At 70.7% G+C, this 15,312-nt stretch carries 14 protein-coding genes; 3 read left to right on the top strand and 11 right to left on the bottom strand.

Annotation, left to right across the window (positions count from 1 at the left end):
* Positions 1 to 5: 5 nt before the first annotated feature.
* From pheA to F0344_RS17225, 7 genes are all read right to left on the bottom strand, one after another.
* A complete protein-coding gene (gene pheA / locus F0344_RS17255; protein WP_185299636.1) occupies positions 6 to 941 on the bottom strand; it encodes a prephenate dehydratase in 936 nt (311 codons plus the stop codon).
* Between the two features lie 64 nt (positions 942 to 1,005).
* Positions 1,006 to 2,334 carry an iron uptake transporter deferrochelatase/peroxidase subunit gene (gene efeB, locus F0344_RS17250; RefSeq protein ID WP_185302735.1) on the bottom strand — a complete coding sequence of 443 codons (1,329 nt, stop codon included), beginning with the start codon at positions 2,332 to 2,334 and terminating at the stop codon, positions 1,006 to 1,008.
* 26 nt (positions 2,335 to 2,360) lie between these two features.
* Positions 2,361 to 4,325, bottom strand: coding sequence for a copper resistance CopC/CopD family protein (locus F0344_RS17245; protein ID WP_185299635.1), 1,965 nt, complete (start codon positions 4,323 to 4,325; stop codon positions 2,361 to 2,363).
* Between the two features lie 14 nt (positions 4,326 to 4,339).
* On the bottom strand, positions 4,340 to 4,786 hold the full coding sequence (locus F0344_RS17240; RefSeq protein ID WP_185299634.1) for a copper chaperone PCu(A)C: 447 nt from the start codon (positions 4,784 to 4,786) through the stop codon (positions 4,340 to 4,342).
* Positions 4,783 to 5,421 carry an SCO family protein gene (locus F0344_RS17235; protein WP_374940155.1) on the bottom strand — a complete coding sequence of 213 codons (639 nt, stop codon included), beginning with the start codon at positions 5,419 to 5,421 and terminating at the stop codon, positions 4,783 to 4,785. The genes F0344_RS17240 and F0344_RS17235 overlap by 4 nt, the downstream gene beginning before the upstream one ends.
* A gap of 62 nt (positions 5,422 to 5,483) precedes the next feature.
* On the bottom strand, positions 5,484 to 6,227 hold the full coding sequence (locus F0344_RS17230; RefSeq protein ID WP_185299632.1) for a YcnI family copper-binding membrane protein: 744 nt from the start codon (positions 6,225 to 6,227) through the stop codon (positions 5,484 to 5,486).
* A 123-nt stretch (positions 6,228 to 6,350) separates the two neighbouring features.
* Complete coding sequence (locus tag F0344_RS17225; RefSeq protein WP_185299631.1) at positions 6,351 to 7,172, bottom strand: hypothetical protein; 822 nt, start codon at positions 7,170 to 7,172, stop codon at positions 6,351 to 6,353.
* Positions 7,173 to 7,409: 237 nt separating this feature from the next.
* Here F0344_RS17225 and F0344_RS17220 point away from each other — a divergent pair, with 237 nt between their 5' ends.
* Positions 7,410 to 8,018: an ATP-binding protein gene (locus F0344_RS17220; protein WP_185299630.1), complete on the top strand. Its 609-nt coding sequence runs from the start codon at positions 7,410 to 7,412 to the stop codon at positions 8,016 to 8,018.
* A gap of 46 nt (positions 8,019 to 8,064) precedes the next feature.
* Here F0344_RS17220 and F0344_RS17215 read toward each other — a convergent pair whose 3' ends face one another.
* Together F0344_RS17215 and F0344_RS17210 are read right to left on the bottom strand one after the other, a co-directional pair.
* Positions 8,065 to 9,546, bottom strand: a complete 1,482-nt coding sequence (locus F0344_RS17215) for an aminopeptidase P family protein (protein ID WP_185299629.1) — start codon at positions 9,544 to 9,546, stop codon at positions 8,065 to 8,067.
* A 136-nt stretch (positions 9,547 to 9,682) separates the two neighbouring features.
* Positions 9,683 to 11,167, bottom strand: a complete 1,485-nt coding sequence (locus F0344_RS17210; protein ID WP_185302734.1) for a PP2C family protein-serine/threonine phosphatase — start codon at positions 11,165 to 11,167, stop codon at positions 9,683 to 9,685.
* Between the two features lie 541 nt (positions 11,168 to 11,708).
* On the opposite strand from F0344_RS17210, the gene F0344_RS17205 reads away from it, so the two are divergent.
* Both F0344_RS17205 and F0344_RS36535 read left to right on the top strand, forming a co-directional pair.
* Positions 11,709 to 12,392, top strand: coding sequence for a bifunctional DNA primase/polymerase (locus F0344_RS17205; protein WP_185299628.1), 684 nt, complete (start codon positions 11,709 to 11,711; stop codon positions 12,390 to 12,392).
* A 631-nt stretch (positions 12,393 to 13,023) separates the two neighbouring features.
* A complete protein-coding gene (locus F0344_RS36535; protein ID WP_308460976.1) occupies positions 13,024 to 13,311 on the top strand; it encodes a hypothetical protein in 288 nt (95 codons plus the stop codon).
* 209 nt (positions 13,312 to 13,520) lie between these two features.
* Here the strand turns inward: F0344_RS36535 and F0344_RS17195 are convergent, their stop codons facing one another.
* Positions 13,521 to 14,486 carry a DUF5926 family protein gene (locus tag F0344_RS17195; RefSeq protein ID WP_185299627.1) on the bottom strand — a complete coding sequence of 322 codons (966 nt, stop codon included), beginning with the start codon at positions 14,484 to 14,486 and terminating at the stop codon, positions 13,521 to 13,523.
* A 207-nt stretch (positions 14,487 to 14,693) separates the two neighbouring features.
* The gene (locus F0344_RS17190) at positions 14,694 to 15,278 is read right to left on the bottom strand and encodes an ATP-binding protein (protein ID WP_185299626.1); all 585 of its coding nucleotides are present in this window, start codon (positions 15,276 to 15,278) and stop codon (positions 14,694 to 14,696) included.
* Between the last annotated feature and the right edge of the window lie 34 nt (positions 15,279 to 15,312).

Below are 15,312 nucleotides of genomic sequence, written 5' to 3'. Positions count from 1 at the left end.
TCTGCTCAGCCCCTGCCGTCCTGGCTGCGGGCCAGCCAGTCGGATGCCTCCGTGAAGTCCGTGTCCGAGGTCCCCGCTCGCAGAGCGCGCACGTCCGCGGCCGTCACTCCGGCCCGGGGATACGAACCGAGGAAGCGCACGTTCGGGCAGACGCGCTTCAGCCCCATGAGGGCTTCACCGACCCGCCGGTCGGCGATGTGCCCTTCGGCGTCCACGGCGAAGCAGTAGTTGCCGATGCCCTCACCGGTCGGCCGGGACTGGATCAGCATCAGGTTGACCCCGCGCACCGCGAACTCCTGGAGAAGTTCGAGGAGCGCACCGGGGTGGTCGTCGCCGAGCCAGATGACCACGGAGGTCTTGTCCGCACCGGTCGGCGCCGACGGGCGCGCCGGGCGGCCCACCAGAACGAAGCGCGTCTGGGCGTTCTCGGCGTCGTGGATCTCGGTCACCAGGGGCTCCAGGCCGTAGGTGGCCGCGGCGAACTCCCCGGCGAACGCCGCGTCGTACCGTCCCTCCTGGACCAGCCGCGCGCCGTCCGCGTTGGACGCCGCCGACTCCCACACGGCCTTCGGCAGGTGGGCCGCCATCCAGTTGCGTACCTGCGGCTGCGCGGCCGGATGCGCGGTGACCGTCTTGATGTCGGTCAGCTTGGTCCCGGGACGCACCAGCAGCGCGAAGGTGATGGAGAGCAGCACCTCGCGGTAGATCATGAGCGGCTCGCCGGTGGTCAGCTCGTCGAGCGTCGCGGTGATCCCGCCCTCGACGGAGTTCTCGATCGGTACGAGCGCTGCTGCCGCCTCACCGCTGCGCACCGCGTCCAGGGCCGCCGGAACCGAGACCATCGGGACGAGCTCGCGGGTGGCGGCTTCCGGGAGCGTACGGAGGGCGACCTCGGTGAAGGTGCCCTCGGGGCCGAGATAGGCGTAGCGCGTGGCTGACATACGGTCACCCTAATGTGCCGTACGCACGGGGCCGCGCCGTCTCAGGATGCGGCCGGGCAGCCCGTCAGGACTCCAGCAGCCGCTGTCCCACGTACTCCCCCTTGGCGGCACCGCCCGGTACCGCGAAGACACCGCTGGCCTCGTGCCGGATGAACGGTGAGAGTGCGTCACCCCGGTCGAGCTTGCGCTGCACCGGTACGAAGCCCCGGAAGGGGTCCGCCTGCCAGCAGATGAAGAGGAGCCCGGCGTCGGGGGTGCCGTCCGCCGCGATGCCGTCGTGGTACGAGAAGGGGCGCCGCAACATGGCCGCGCCGCCGTTCTTCTCGGGGGAGGAGATCCGGGAGTGAGCGTTGTCCGGGATCAGGAGGCGGCCGTCCGGGCCTGCCTTGTCGAGATCCATCTCGGTCGTCTCGGTCCCGCCGCTGAGCGGGGCGCCGTCCGCCTTGCGGCGCCCGATGACCCGCTCCTGCCGTTCCACCGGGAGCTTCTCCCAGTCGTCGAGGAGCATTCTGATGCGCCGCACGACGGCGTACGAGCCGCCCGCCAGCCAGTCGGACTCCGGACCGGAGCCGGGGGAGGCACCGTCGCTCCCCGTGCTCGACGGCACGAAGATCCGCTGGTCGAAGTCGCTGTCCGAGGGCTTCGGATTGCCGGTGCCATCGATCTGGCCCATCAGATTGCGGGCGGTCCTCTGCTGCTCGGTGGCACCGGGGGTGCGGTTGAAGCCGTTCATCTGCCAACGGACCCGGGCCGTTGCCGCGGCCTCCTTCTGGAGGGCGCGCAGCGCGTGAAAGGCGACGAGTGCGTCGTCGGCACCGATCTGCACCCAGAGGTCACCGTCGGAGCGTTTCGCGTCCAGGTGGTCGGAGGAGAACGGCGGCAGCGGGTCGAGACCGGCGGGCCGACGGCCGGTCAGGCCCGTACGTTCGAAGAAGGTGCGGCCGAAGCCGAAGGTGACCGTCAGCGAGGACGGCCCGGCATCCAGCGCGATTCCCGTGTCGTGACCGTCCCTGTCGCCGGCAGGCCGGCCCGCCATCAGCCGCTCGGCCGTGGCCGACCAGCGGCGCATCAGCGCGGCGGCTTCCTTGCGTCCGGCGCCGGGGGCCAGGTCGAAGGCGATCAGATGGCCGCGGGCCTGAAGCGGAGTGGTGATCCCCGCTTGATGTTTCCCGTGAAACATTGCCCGGGTCGATCCGACGGTGGTCAGCGCCACCGGGTCATCGGCGCGCATACCGGCGTACGCGGCGGCACCACCCGCCGCGCCCAGCACGAGGCCGGTCGCTCCCGCGGCTCCGGCGGTGCCGAGCAGCCGCCGCCTGGAGACCGCACCCGCGGCACCGGCCGCACCCGTGTCCGAGTCGCTTCTCGCGGCCTTCGGGGCCTCGTCCTTCATGTTCCTGCTCAACCTGCTCAACCTGCTCAGCCGATCTTGGCGTTCTTGTCGATGGTCGTCTGGTCGATGTCCGAAGTCCGTACGGTCACGGAGATCGTCCAGTCGCCGCCCATCGGGATCTGGATGCCGTCGGCCGTCCAGTGGCCGTCGGCGAGGTGGTCGGGGACGACCGGCAGCGGGCCGATGTCCTTGGACTTCAGCGTGAGGGCCACCTTCACCTCAGGGACGTCCAGCGGCTTTCCGCCGGCCCCCTTGACCCAGATGTGCAGCTGGTTGGCGCCGACACGGCCGGGCTCGAAGTCCAGCCGTACGGTCCCCTTGCCGTTCCGGCCGCCGGTATCGAAGGGCATGCTCAGATTGACCGGGGTCCCGTTCGCCGGGACGGCCGCCGCAGCCGCACCGCGGGAGGCGTCCTCCTCCGTACGCCCCGGCTCGGTGGAGGTCAGCACGGTCGTGACCGCGAGCAGGACGACGGCGATTGCGGTCTCCGTGAGTACCGAGCGCCGCAGTCCCGAGCGGCCCGGATCGGCGTCGCGGACACGCTTCTTCCTGGTCGCCGTCAGGGCGGCACGCTGACGGGCGAGCTGGGCGGCGCGATCGGGGGTGACGTCCTCGGTATCCGTTCCCGCCGTCACCGGGGCCGACGCGCCCCCCTCCGCGTCGTCCGCTGAATCCGCGGCGTTCTCGGCGCTCCCTGTACTCCCTGTGCTCTCCGTGCTCTGCGCGCTCTCCGTAAGCCGGGAGGTCCAGCGGCGGGAGATCCAGGCGACACCGACAAGGAGGGCCACCAGGGCCGCCTTGACGATCAGGAGCTGCCCGTACTGCGTACCGGTCAGCGCCGACCAGGAACCGACCTGGCGCCAGGACTGGTAGATCCCGGTGGCGGCGAGGACCACCACGCTCACGAACGCCACCCGGGAGAAGCGTCGTACGGCGGAGCTCTCGACCGAGGGCGTCCGGTACAGGGCGACCAGAAGGGTGACGAGGCCACCCAGCCAGGCCGCGACGGCCAGCAGGTGCAGGACGTCGACCGGCATGGCGATGCCCGGCTGGATGCCGGTCGACGCGTGCTCCGCGAGGGCCCAGGTGCCGGCGATCCCGGCGGCGACGACCGTGCCGCCGATGGCGAGCCCGAAGGTGAGGTCCTTCCGCTCCGTCTCGTCCTCACGTCTGGCGTACCCGCCGAACAGGACGGCGACGAAGAGCGCGGCGGCCCCGAGCAGCAGCAGCCGGGAGACCAGAGCGGCCCCCGGCTTGGTGTCGAGCACGGCCTGCAGCCCGTTGAGATCGAAGACGTCCGAGAGTTCGCCGGAACCGGTGTACGGGCTGCGCAGCACCAGCATGGCCAGGGTGGCCGCGGTCAGGGTGAGCCAGCCGCGCACGACCAGGCGTTGCAGCGGACGCTCGCCCGCACCCCGCCGCCAGCAGGCGAGCACGAAGGCCGCACCACCCGCCAGCACGATGAACCCGGCGTACGCGGCATAGCGCGCGATGCCGTAGAGCGTGCCGACCAGTCCGTCGCCGGCCCCGCCCGAAGGCAGGGCGACGGTGGTGTCCGAGGGGGCGCCGACAGAGAACGTGAAGGCACCGGCGACCGGGTGGCTGTCCGCGGAGACCGCCTGCCAGGCCACGGTGTAGGTGCCGTCGGGCAGACCTGCGAGGAGCCGGACGCCGTACTGGACGGCTCCACCGCTCCCCACCTCGCGCGGCGCACCGTCGTCCGCGCGTCGTCCCTGGGGGTCGAGGACGCGGATCGAGTCGTCGCCGACGGCGATCTGCTCGGAGAAGGTGAGCGTGACCTCCTCGGGTGCGGTGTCGACCACCGCCCCGGACTGCGGGTCGCTCCCGGTGAGGGCGGCGTGCGCGGACGCGGGGCTCGCGCCCGCCAGCACCAGGCCGAACAACAGGCCGGTCAGGGTGGCGAGGAGCGCGAGGGCGGCGAGCGGCCGGCGTATCGGGTGCGGCGCGAAGCGCGGGGCGGTGGCTGTCATGGTGCGTCAGTCCCTCACTGCTTCTTCGGGTTGTAGGTGGTCTCCCTGACGGGAACGTCGACCGTGATGGGGCCGGCCTTCTCGAAACGCAGTTCCAGAGAGATCTTCTCGCCCTGCTTGGGCCGCTGCTTGAGCTTCATGAACATGATGTGTTTGCCACCGCGTTCAAGATGCAGTTCGCCGCCGGCGGGCACTTCGAAGGAACTGACCATGCGCATGGTCCGGTTCCTCGTCTCGTGGATCGTGACGTTGTCCGAGAGCGGACTGGTCACGGAGGTGAGCCGGTCGGTCGCCTCCCCGCTGTTCTTCACGACGAGGAACCCGGCCGCCATGTCGCTGACGGGCTGCGGCATGAAGGCACCGGTCACCTTCAGTTCCGGCTTGCTGTCCGAGGAGCACCCCGCCAGCGTCAGACCCGTGGTGAGGGCCAGGACGCCGACGAGAGCGGAGCGGCGGTTCACGGGGTGGCCCCCGTGATCAGCTTCGGGAGGTCCTTCGTGTAGTCGTCGGACGTGGTGTCCTCGCCGTACAGCACGTACCCCTTGTCGGTCTTCGGGGAGAACGCGACCACCTGGGCGCCGTGCATCGATACGACGGTGCCGTCCTTCTCCGCCTTCGGCGGGTCGATGCCGATGCCGATCTGCCGGGCGCCCGCCTGGATGGTCGGGAAGTCGCCGGTGAGTCCGATGAAGGTGGGGTCCTGGGCCTTGAGCCAGCTGCCCAGGGACGACGGGGTGTCGCGTTCGGGGTCTGTGGTGACGAAGACGACCTGGAGCTTGTCCTGGTCGGCCTTGGGCAGGGCGCGCTTGGCGAGCGAGATGTTGCTCATGGTCAGCGGGCAGACGTCGGGACAGTGGGTGTAGCCGAAGTAGATGAGCGTCGGCTTGCCCTTGGTCTGCTCGCGGAGGTCGAACTTCTTGCCGTGCGTGTCGGTGAGGACGAGGTCGGGCTTGGTGAACGGCTGGTCGAGTACGGTCGCGGCCTTGTCACTGGTGTCCATGGAGACATCGGCGACGGGCTGCTTGGCCGAGTCGGTCCCGCTGCCGCATGACGACAGCGTCAGTGCGGCCGCGGCGGCGAGCGCCGCGGCCAGCATCGTCTTCTTGGTGCGCATGGAGAATTGTTTCCTGGTCTGTGGTGCGAGTGCTGCTTCGGGTGTCAGACGGTGCGGCGGCGGCCCGCGAGAACTCCGAACGCGACCCCGGCGACGCCTACGACGATGCCGACGACACCCAGGATCCGTGCGGTGCTGTCGCTGGTGTCGGCCGAGGCCGTGGCGTCGGACGCCTTCGTGTCCTCGGTGGACTTGTCGTCCGTCGCGTGGGCGCTCTTGTCGTCGGAGGCCGCGGCGCCGTGCGCGTCGGCCGCGGCGGCGGTCAGCTTGAGCACGGGGGCCGGGCTCTCGGGCTCCTCGCCGTCCGCGGTGGGCTCCTCGATCCAGCGGACGACTTCCTTGTTGTCGTACGTCTGGAGGGCCTTGAAGACCATCTGGTCGGTGTCCTCGGGGAGCTGGCCGACCGAGAGCGGGAACTGCTGGAAGTAGCCCGGGGCGATCTCGCTGCCGTCCGAGGTCCAGGTGACCTTCGAAACGGCTTCGGTGATCTTCTTGCCGTGCACGTCGAGGGGCTTGTCCAGCTTCGCCTTGTCGACCTTGATCTTCCAGCCCGGTACCGCCTGCGGGCTGACCGAGGACAGCGGGTGCTCGGTCGGGAAGTTCACTTCGATCTTGATGGTGGAGGCGTCGTCGCGCTCGTTCGGCACCTTGAAGTTGATGGTGGCGTAGCCGCCCTTGGCGGCCTCACCCTGCGGCTGGACGCTGACGTGCGCGGCCGCGGGGCCGGCGAGCAGCAGGACGGTGGACGCGGCGACGCCGCCGGCGAGGGCGATGCGTGAAACGTTCATGGCAGGAATCTCCACAGGCAGGAGGAAAAGGGTGGTCCGGCGCGCCGGTGCGCGACGGCATCGCGACACCTTTTCTCCCGGGGATCCGGGCCACGCCGGAGTGTTCCGGCGCAGGGTGTCGCGTCAGGCTGCGCGTACGTATACGGCCGGAGGCCCGCGCCTGATCACCATGTGCTGCAAGGGGTCCCCGGTGGCGGGCGCGGGTGCGTCGGCGGCGGTACGGGGAAGGAGCGGCCCGGTCGTCCGCCGTCCGGGAAGGCCGACGAGCAGGGCGCGTACGAGCGCGAGCGCGGCGCGCAGGGCACGCAGCTGGGCGCCGGCCGCGAACTCCTGGGCGCTCTGCACCGAGAGGCGGGTGAGACCGAACAGAGCGACCTCGCCCCGGCGCAGCAGCCAGCCGGTCACGAGTGCGGCCAGGAAGTGCCCGAGGAACATGGGCAGACTCGGCAGGATGCCGGACGAGGCCGCGAGTCCCGCGAGGCCGGTCGGGGCGTCCGCCGCGGCGTGCGTGTGGCCCTGGGCCAGGGTCGACGGGTCGATACCCGCGGCCGTGACGATGCGGTGGGCCTCGGCGGCGCTCAGCCCGGACGGCCCCTCGCCGCAGACGAGTCCGGCGGCGAAGCGGATGAGCGCGTCACTGTCCGTCCGGGCCGCGGACGCCGTCGTGGTGCCCGTGCCGTGGCTGCCCAGTCCGAAGAGGACGTGCAGGACGAGCTGTGCGCCGGTGAGCGCCACAACGATCGACGGGAGGGACCGCTCGCGCCCGGCGAGCGGAACCATGACCGCGAAGAGGCCGAGGAAACCGGCGAGCAAGGTCCACCACGGGACGGTCGCGCACGAGGCGAGCGCATGCCCTGCCGCGGACAGCACGACGCAGACCGCGGTGAACACCGCGGCCCTCATGAGCCGCAGACCGGCTCCAGCTCGTGCGACGGGCATAGACATGGCGAGGTCATCATCGCACTGCGTGTACGGACTGCGTCAGCCAGGTCCGGAAGGTCGCTTTCCTGCGGCATGGATGGCTGTTGTGCCTGTTCGGGCGGGCCGGGCCGCCGGGCCCTAGCCGGTATACGGAACATTCGCATCCGCCGAATGGATGCTGTCGCGGCCGATCCGTGCTTACAAGGGGCACTGTGCGGCAATACGTATCCGTATGTCGAGCCGCAGCCAGGAGGCTGGAGCATGAGCATGTGGTGGTCACTCCATTTGCGGCGCGAAGCCGCGAGCGTTCCGCTCGCCCGTCGTTTCCTACTGGGCACCATGGAAACCGCGGGCGTCGATCCGGACATCTCCTACGACCTCTCCGTGGCGCTCAGCGAAGCCTGCGCGAACGCCGTGGAGCACGGCGGGGAACGCCGGGACGAGGGTGCCGCGGGTTCCGGTGAGCAGTACCGGGTCACCGCGTATCTGGACGGCGAGAAATGCCGTATCGAAGTCGCCGATTCGGGGCCCGGATTCCCCACCCGGCCCGCGCTTCGCACCGCCGTGCAACCGCCCGCCGAATGTCCGGCCGGCAGACAGCCCGCTGCCGCGCAGCGGCCTCCGGTCCACCTGGAGGAGGTCTGCCCGGCCGTCGGTCATCCGGCCGTCGATCAGCCCGTGGAGGAGTCGGCCGCGGTGCGGCTGCCCGCCGGGCAGCCCACCGTCACGGCGGAGAGCGGACGCGGGCTCGGTCTGATCGAACAGCTCGCCGATCACGTCCAGTTCGCCAACCGGCCGGGCAGGGGCGCGGTCGTGAGCTTCGACAAGGTCCTGAAATGGCGGGAGGGCACGCTGCTCATGGTGTGCTGAGCGGCGCGCCCCCCGGCGCTGGTACGACGGTCCGTCGCCCTGCGGGTCAGCCCTTGAGCCGGGCCATCCACGCCTCGACCTCGTCGGACCGGCGCGGCAGCTGGTCGGACAGGTTCCGGTTGCCGTCCTCGGTGACGAGGATGTCGTCCTCGATCCGTACGCCGATGCCGCGGTACTCCTCGGGCACGGTCAGGTCGTCGGCCTGGAAGTACAGACCGGGCTCGACCGTGAGGCACACACCGGGCTCCAGGACGCCGTTGACGTACGCCTCGGTGCGGGCCGCGGCGCAGTCGTGGACGTCCATGCCGAGCATGTGACCGGTGCCGTGCAGGGTCCAGCGGCGCTGGAGGCCGAGCTCCAGGACCTTGTCCACGGACAGGTCGCCGAGTAGGCCCCACTCGACGAGCTTCTCGGCGAGCACGCGCTGCGCGGCGTCGTGGAAGTCGCGGTAGTCGGCGCCGGGCCTGACGGCCGCGATGCCCGCTTCCTGCGCCTCGTACACCGCGTCGTAGATCTTCCGTTGGAGCGGCGTGAACGTGCCGTTGATGGGAAGGGTGCGCGTCACATCGGCGGTGTAGAGGTCATTGGTCTCCACGCCCGCGTCGAGCAGCAGCAGTTCGCCGGAGCGGACGGCGCCGTCGTTGCGCACCCAGTGCAGGGTGGTGGCGTGCGGCCCGGCGGCGCAGATCGAGCCGTAGCCGATGTCGTTGCCCTCGATGCGGGCGCGCAGGAAGAAGGTGCCCTCGATGTAGCGCTCGCTCGTCGCCTCGGCCTTGTCGAGGACCTTCACGACGTCCTCGAAGCCGCGGGCGGTGATCTCGCAGGCCTTCCGCAGTTCCGCGATCTCGAAGGCGTCCTTCACCAGGCGGGCCTCGGAGAGGTGGACGCGCAGCTCCTCGTCGCGCTCCGCGGTGACCTTGTCGGTCAGTGCGGCCTCGATGCCGGCGTCGTGCCCGCGGACGTTGCGCACGGGTCCGGTGGCCTCGGCCAGCGCGGCCGGGAGCTCACGGACGTCCTTCGCCGGTATGCCCAGCACCTGCTCGGCCTCGGTGAGGGAGTGGCGCCGGCCGACCCACAGTTCGCCCTGGCCGTCGAGCCAGAACTCGCCGTTCTCACGGTCGGAGCGGGGCAGGAGGTAGACGGTCGCCTCGTGTCCGGCCGTGTCCCCGGAGCCCTTGGGCTCCAGGACCAGGACGCTGTCGTGGGTCTGGTCACCGGTGAGGTACGCGTACTCGGTGGAGGCGCGGAAGGCGTACTCGGTGTCGTTCGAACGGGTCTTGAGGTTGCCCGAGGGAATGATCAGACGCTCGCCGGGGAAGCGTGCGGAGAGCGCGGCGCGACGGGTGGCGGTGTACCCGGCCTGGGCGATCGGCTCCAGGCCGTGCAGCTCGGTGTCGGCCCAGCCCGACTTCATGTTGTCGGCGAGCTCATCGGAAATGCCCGGGTACAGGCCGTTCTTCCGCCGCTTGATCGGCTCTGCTTCTTCGGTCTCCGGCTCCGGGTTCTCCGGGATGAGCTCCTCAGACACGATTTGTCTCCTTGATACGACACTGGACCACTCCCCATCGTACGGGCGTACGGAAGGGGGTCCAGGGCCGGAAGACCACTTACACGACCGCGCGGGACCTGGGCTTCATCGGCCCCGGCGTCCGGTACGGCATCGGTCAGTCGAAGTGGGCGGCCAGGATCACGACGTCCTCGGTGCCGTCGCCCTGGTCCAGGCCCTCCGGCAGCATCGCCCGCAGCACATGGTCGGCGATCGCGCCCGGATCGCGCCGCGCGGCCTTGGGTACGCAGGACGCCGCCGAGTGCAGCCGGGCGAACGCCCGGTCCATCGCGTCGCCGGTGCGTCGCAGCAGGCCGTCGGTGTAGAGGAGTACGGTCTCGCCCGGCTCGGGGGTGAACTCCACGCTCGGTGCCTCCCAGCAGGCGAGCATGCCCAGAGGTGCCGACAGCGTGGTCTCCACGAACTCGGTGCGGCGGTCACCGATGACGAGGGGCGGGCTGTGCCCTGCCCCGGCCAGCACGATCCTGCGCCGGGCGGGCTCGCAGTAGGCGAAGAGGGCGGTGGCGGCCCTGGCAGACTCGGTCAGCCGCAGCAGCAGCTCCAGATCGGAGAGTACGGCGACGGGGTCCTCGCCCTCCATCACGGCGTACGCCCGCAGACTCGCCCGCAGCCGGCCCATGGTGGCGAGCGCGCCCGGGCCCGAACCGCCGACCGAACCGACCGCGAGACCGAGCGCGCCGTCCGGCAGCGGCAGGGCGTCGTACCAGTCCCCGCCGCCCTGGGGCGCGGCCCTGTGGCGGGCGGCCAGTTGGACCCCGGGGGTCCGTGGCAGCCTGCTCGGCAGCAGTTCCTCGGCGAGGATCGCCACGTCGGCGCGGGCCCGTTCGAGCTCCAGCAGCCGGGCCAGGTGCTCCGTGGCGTACCGGACGTAGAGACCGACGAGGTGGCGCTGGCGTTCCAGCGGTTCGGCGGGTTCGTCGTAGAGCCAGACGGCCGCCCCGAGCCGGCCTGCGGCGTCGGTGGCGAGCGGCAGGGCGTAGCTCGCGGCGTAGCCGAGCCGGGCGGCGACCTCGCGGTGGCGCGGGTCGAGGTTCTCGTCGCCGAGCAGATCGGGGTTGGTCAGCGGGCCCTGGGCGTCCGGCAGTCCGTCGAGGATGCGGCCGTACGAGGTGGCGCTGCGCGGCACGGTCTCGATGTGCCCGAGCTCCGCGTGCGCGAGTCCCAGGCCGATCGTGGTGGAGGGGCCGCCCACGGCCGGTTCGAGGACGAGGAGCCCCCGGCGTGCGCCGACGAGGGCGGCTCCGGCGGCCAGCAGTTCGCGGAGGGCGAGGTCGAGCGTATGGGTTCTGGCCAGGCGCTCGGTGAGTTCGTGCAGGGTCGTGAGGTCGGACACCCAGGACGCCAGACGGTCCTGGAGGAAGGCTCCCGGGGCTGCCGGGACACCCGTCAGAGGCGCGGAAGTGTGCGTTGAAACAGGAACTGTTGGATCGATTCCAGCCACTTTCGGGAGGTGAGGGGCGCTCATGGCAGCCAGCTTTCCGACCGGTGCGATTCGTCGAATAGCATCGCAAACCCCCATGTCATTCTGCGCCGCTATCAATGCATCCACATGTACACGCACAAGTAAGGCGATGTCCAGCATTGTCCTCACGGGATTTGTGGTGTCTGTGTGACAGTTAAGTTGGCCAAAAAATGCACCTATGACAGTTATTTGCGGTCGACTGGGTGTGCTCGACAGGTGGTGCCCCCGGGGTGAAGTGCCCGGGGAAGCGTCATCCGGGGCATGCTGGGTACGTATCGGTGATGACCATGGGCAGTTGTGATCGCCCTGGAACTGGAACCTGGCAGCGGGCCCGGACGTCCTTATCGGCGACGGCCGCGCCCCCACCCCCGAGTGGCGGGGCTTGCACAGGACGGCTGGTGCGCAGCACGCGCCGCCCCCGCCATGTTTTTGGCTGGACCCGGTCCGGCTCCGCTCGGCTAGGTACGACTCGGCTCGCTTCGACTCAGCTCCATTTCTGCACGGTTCCACTCTGCTCGGCTCGGCTCACGCTCGGTACCGAAGGCATGCCCGTACCGCAGATCTGATGAGCATGTACGCACAGCGAAGAGACGCACGCGTGGTGTAACGCACACGTGGTGTGATGTGGACCTCGGCGTTCAACGGAAAGGAACGAGCGCTCATGCGCGAGATCCTCGGAAGGCGACGCAGGCTCCGGCTCCGGCGCAAGGGACGGTCCGCGCAGCTCGACGCGGCGCTGACCTGTGCCACCGCATGGCAGTGGCCCGTGCTGCCCGGAGCAGGGCCGGCGACCGCCGGTGCGCGCGGTGACCGCGGCCGTGGCTGCGCCTGCCCCGACCCTGAGTGCGCCGTGCCCGGCGCACACCCCTTCGATCCCGGCCTCCTGGCCGCGACCACCGACGAACGCATGGTGCGGTGGTGGTGGACCAACCGGCCCGCGGCCCCGGTCGTGCTGGCCACCGGTGGCAGCGCGCCCTGCGCACTCAGTCTGCCCGCGGTCGTCGGCGCAGGGGCGCTTACGGCGCTCGACGCGATGGGCCTGCGCATCGGCCCGGTGGTGGCGACGCCGACGCGGTGGTCGCTGCTGGTGGCTCCGTACACCCTGGAGCGGCTCGGTGAACTGCTGCACGCCAAGGACTGGGTGCCCAGCTCCCTGCGATTCCACGGGGAAGGCGGCTATCTCGTTCTGCCGCCTTCGGAGATCGGCGCCGGGCAGGTCTGCTGGGAGCGGGCACCGCAGTCCCGGTCGGTCGCGCCCTGGCTCCCCGACGTGGAAGCCGTGCTGGACGCGCTGGTCGAGGCGAGCACCGGGGCTCCGGACGGCGGTAGCCGCCTCGCGTACTGACGGTCCGGCAGGGGCCCGGCCGCCGGTCTGCGAGCAGGCCGGTGACGTCCGGACGCCATGGCGTCCGGACGGGCATACGATTGCGGTCGGCTCACTCGTACGGGTGTGAGCCGACCGAGTTCTGCGGTAATTGGGTGCACGCAGCCCCGGCCGCGCAAATTCCCTCGATATCGTCGGCGCACCGTCAGAAATTCGCGCCCAGTCGGCAGGTGAGGCCACGATGAATCTCCGCATGGTCGGGCTCTCGGCGGCGGTGTTGTTCACCGCTCTGCTCCCACTGGCCGCGTCCGCTGTGACCTCGGGCGGACCTGAATCCGTTTCGGCCGATAGGAAATCCGGCAGCCCGCTACTTTCTGATGGCCTTTCCGCAGGACGTGGCGAAGAACGTGCAGGTGAACCTGCTGGAGATCCCACCGGAGATCCCGCTGGGGAAATGCCCGGCGAGCGCCCGGCGGACAGTTCCCCGGACGGACCGGAAGGGAATGCGCCGGTGCCGGTCTCTCCCGCCTCTCCCTCCGGACTTCTGTCCGAAAGTGGGCCGCCCGCCGGCGGGGGCGGAGCCGATGCGCCTGCCACCCGGTGCGGTCCGGAACTGACCTCTCCCGAAGGCATCGAGGCGCAGACCTGTGTCATGACGGCAGGGCGCGATGTCTGGGCACGCACGTACTACCGCAACACGACCGGCGAGCAACTGCGGGCGTTCCTGACGCTGATGGGACCCGGCGGACGGGCCGTACAGCTGCGCTGCGAGGTGGAGGCGAACGACGAGCCGGGTGTCTGCGAGACGCCGCGCGGACCGGTGCACGGAGTGGCGGCCGGCTATACGGCGGTGGCGGAGTACGCGAGGGGCGGGACGGCGGAAGACGCTCCACTGCTCCTGCGGACCGGCAGCAACCCGGCTTCCGCGCCCACCGGTTGACGGGGCCGGCCGGGGCCGTTCGAGCAGCACCGGAAATGAGGATGCCCGGTCGCTGGCGACGGGGGATGCACCAGCGACCGGACTGCCAGAACGGTAACAAGAGATCTGCCGTTCGCAAATTCGATCTCGCCTATTCAGACAATGATTTACCCGCGAGTACGGTCACCTGTGACGCCGGTCACCGAGCCGCCCTGCGGGCGTCGTTACTGTCAGCTGAGCGTTACTTGGCGGTTGGTGAGCCCGCCGCGCGCACGGCGCTCCTCCGGGGTGAGCGGGGCGTCCGAAGCGAGTGCCTCGGCGAGCCGCTCGGCGATCTCGGCCGCAGGCTTCTCACACTCCTCGGCACCCATCGTGCGCGGCAGGTCCCACACGGGGACCATCAGCCCGTGGGCCCGGAACGACCCGACCAGACGGGTCCCCTCGCCCAGCGAGGACGTCCCGGCCGCGTGCAGCCGGGCGAGCGCGTCGAGGAGCTGCTCCTCGGGGTACGGCATGACCCAGCGCAGGTGGTTCTTCTCCGGGGTCTCGCACCAGTACGCGGCGTCCACACCGGAGAGCAGCGTGGTCGGGATCGCGGCGTCGTTGGCACGCTCCAGTGAGGCGGACACCTCCGGGGTCGCGTTCTCCGCGTCCGGGACCCAGAACTCGAATCCGGAGTGGACGACCGGCTCGAACGGGGCGCCGGGGTCGAGCACGTCCTGGAGACGCGGTCCGTCGGCCGGTACGCGCCGGGCGGCGACCGGCGTTCCGGGCTCCGCCTCCAGTGCCCGCTGCAGGGTGTCCGCGAGGTCGCGGCTCAGGTCGCCCGAGGAGGTGTCGTTCTGCAGGGCGAGCAGGACGGAACCGTCGTCGCGACGCAGCGCCGGCCATGCCATGGGCAGAACGGTCGCGAGCGTCACGGACGGCACACCCTCGGGCAGTCCGCCCTTCAGCGTCAGCGCGACGGTGGCGGCGGGCACCAGCTCGCGCAGGGCGACCCAGTCGCACTCGCCGGAAAGTCCCCCGAAGGGGCGCTGGACCAGTTCGGTCACGGCCTGGGCGGCGGCGCGTCCGTGACACGCCTTGTACCGGCGGCCCGAACCGCACGGGCAGGGCTCGCGGGCCCCGACGACCGGGATCTCACCATCCTTGAGCTGCTGCTTCGCGGCCTTGGTCTGAGGGCGCTTCTTGGCCATGGTGGGCATTCTCCCGATTGCGACAGTGCGGTCTCGGCCGCGAGCCTAGCCGCCTGTGCCGCTGCCCGGGCACACCTGCCGACGCGGTCCGTGCCGGGCGGGTGCGGCCGCGGGGCTCCGTTGCCATCGGCTCGCGTTCCGGACGTCCGGCGGCAGGCCGGTCGTCGGGTCCGGTTTTTCGGGTCTTGTTTCGGGCCTGGTGTCCGGTCAGCCCGCGTCGTCGAGGGCGTCGGCGAAGCCGAGTCCGTCCAGCCCGCCCAGTCCGCCCAGGTCGTCCAATGTGTCCAGGCCGTTGAGAGCGTGGAGTCCGTCCGGGCCGTCGGGCGCCCGCCCCGTACGGCCTGCTGTCCCCTGTTCCTGGGCGACCTGCGCCCAGACGGTGACCTCACCGGAGGAGTTGTCGCGTACGCCCCACTCCCGGGCGAGAGAGTTGATGATGTTGAGCCCACGACCGCCCCGTGCGGTCACCGACGGGGTGGCCGGGACCGGCCGGGTGGGCCCGCCGCCGTCCGTCACCTCGACGGTCAGCCCGCCTGTTCTGTCCACGCGCCATGCGGCGCGGACATCGCCGTCACCCACGTCTGTGTGCTGTCCCAGTGGCCTGCCGTGGCGGCAGGCGTTGCTGAGAAGTTCGGAAAGGATCAGAACCGCATCGTCGACGACCGTGTCCGCGACCCCGTTGCTGCGCAGTTGCTCGCGCATACGGTGCCGCGCCTGCCCCACGCCCGCAGGGCCATGGGGTACGGCCATGCTCGACGACGCGGGCACTTCCTGTGCCACCACCAACGCCACCCCCGGACCTCCTTCGCCCCACGCCACGGATTGG

It is taken from the genome of Streptomyces finlayi (assembly GCF_014216315.1).
Taxonomy (GTDB): domain Bacteria; phylum Actinomycetota; class Actinomycetes; order Streptomycetales; family Streptomycetaceae; genus Streptomyces; species Streptomyces finlayi_A.
This window is presented reverse-complemented; position numbering and strand designations above follow the sequence as displayed.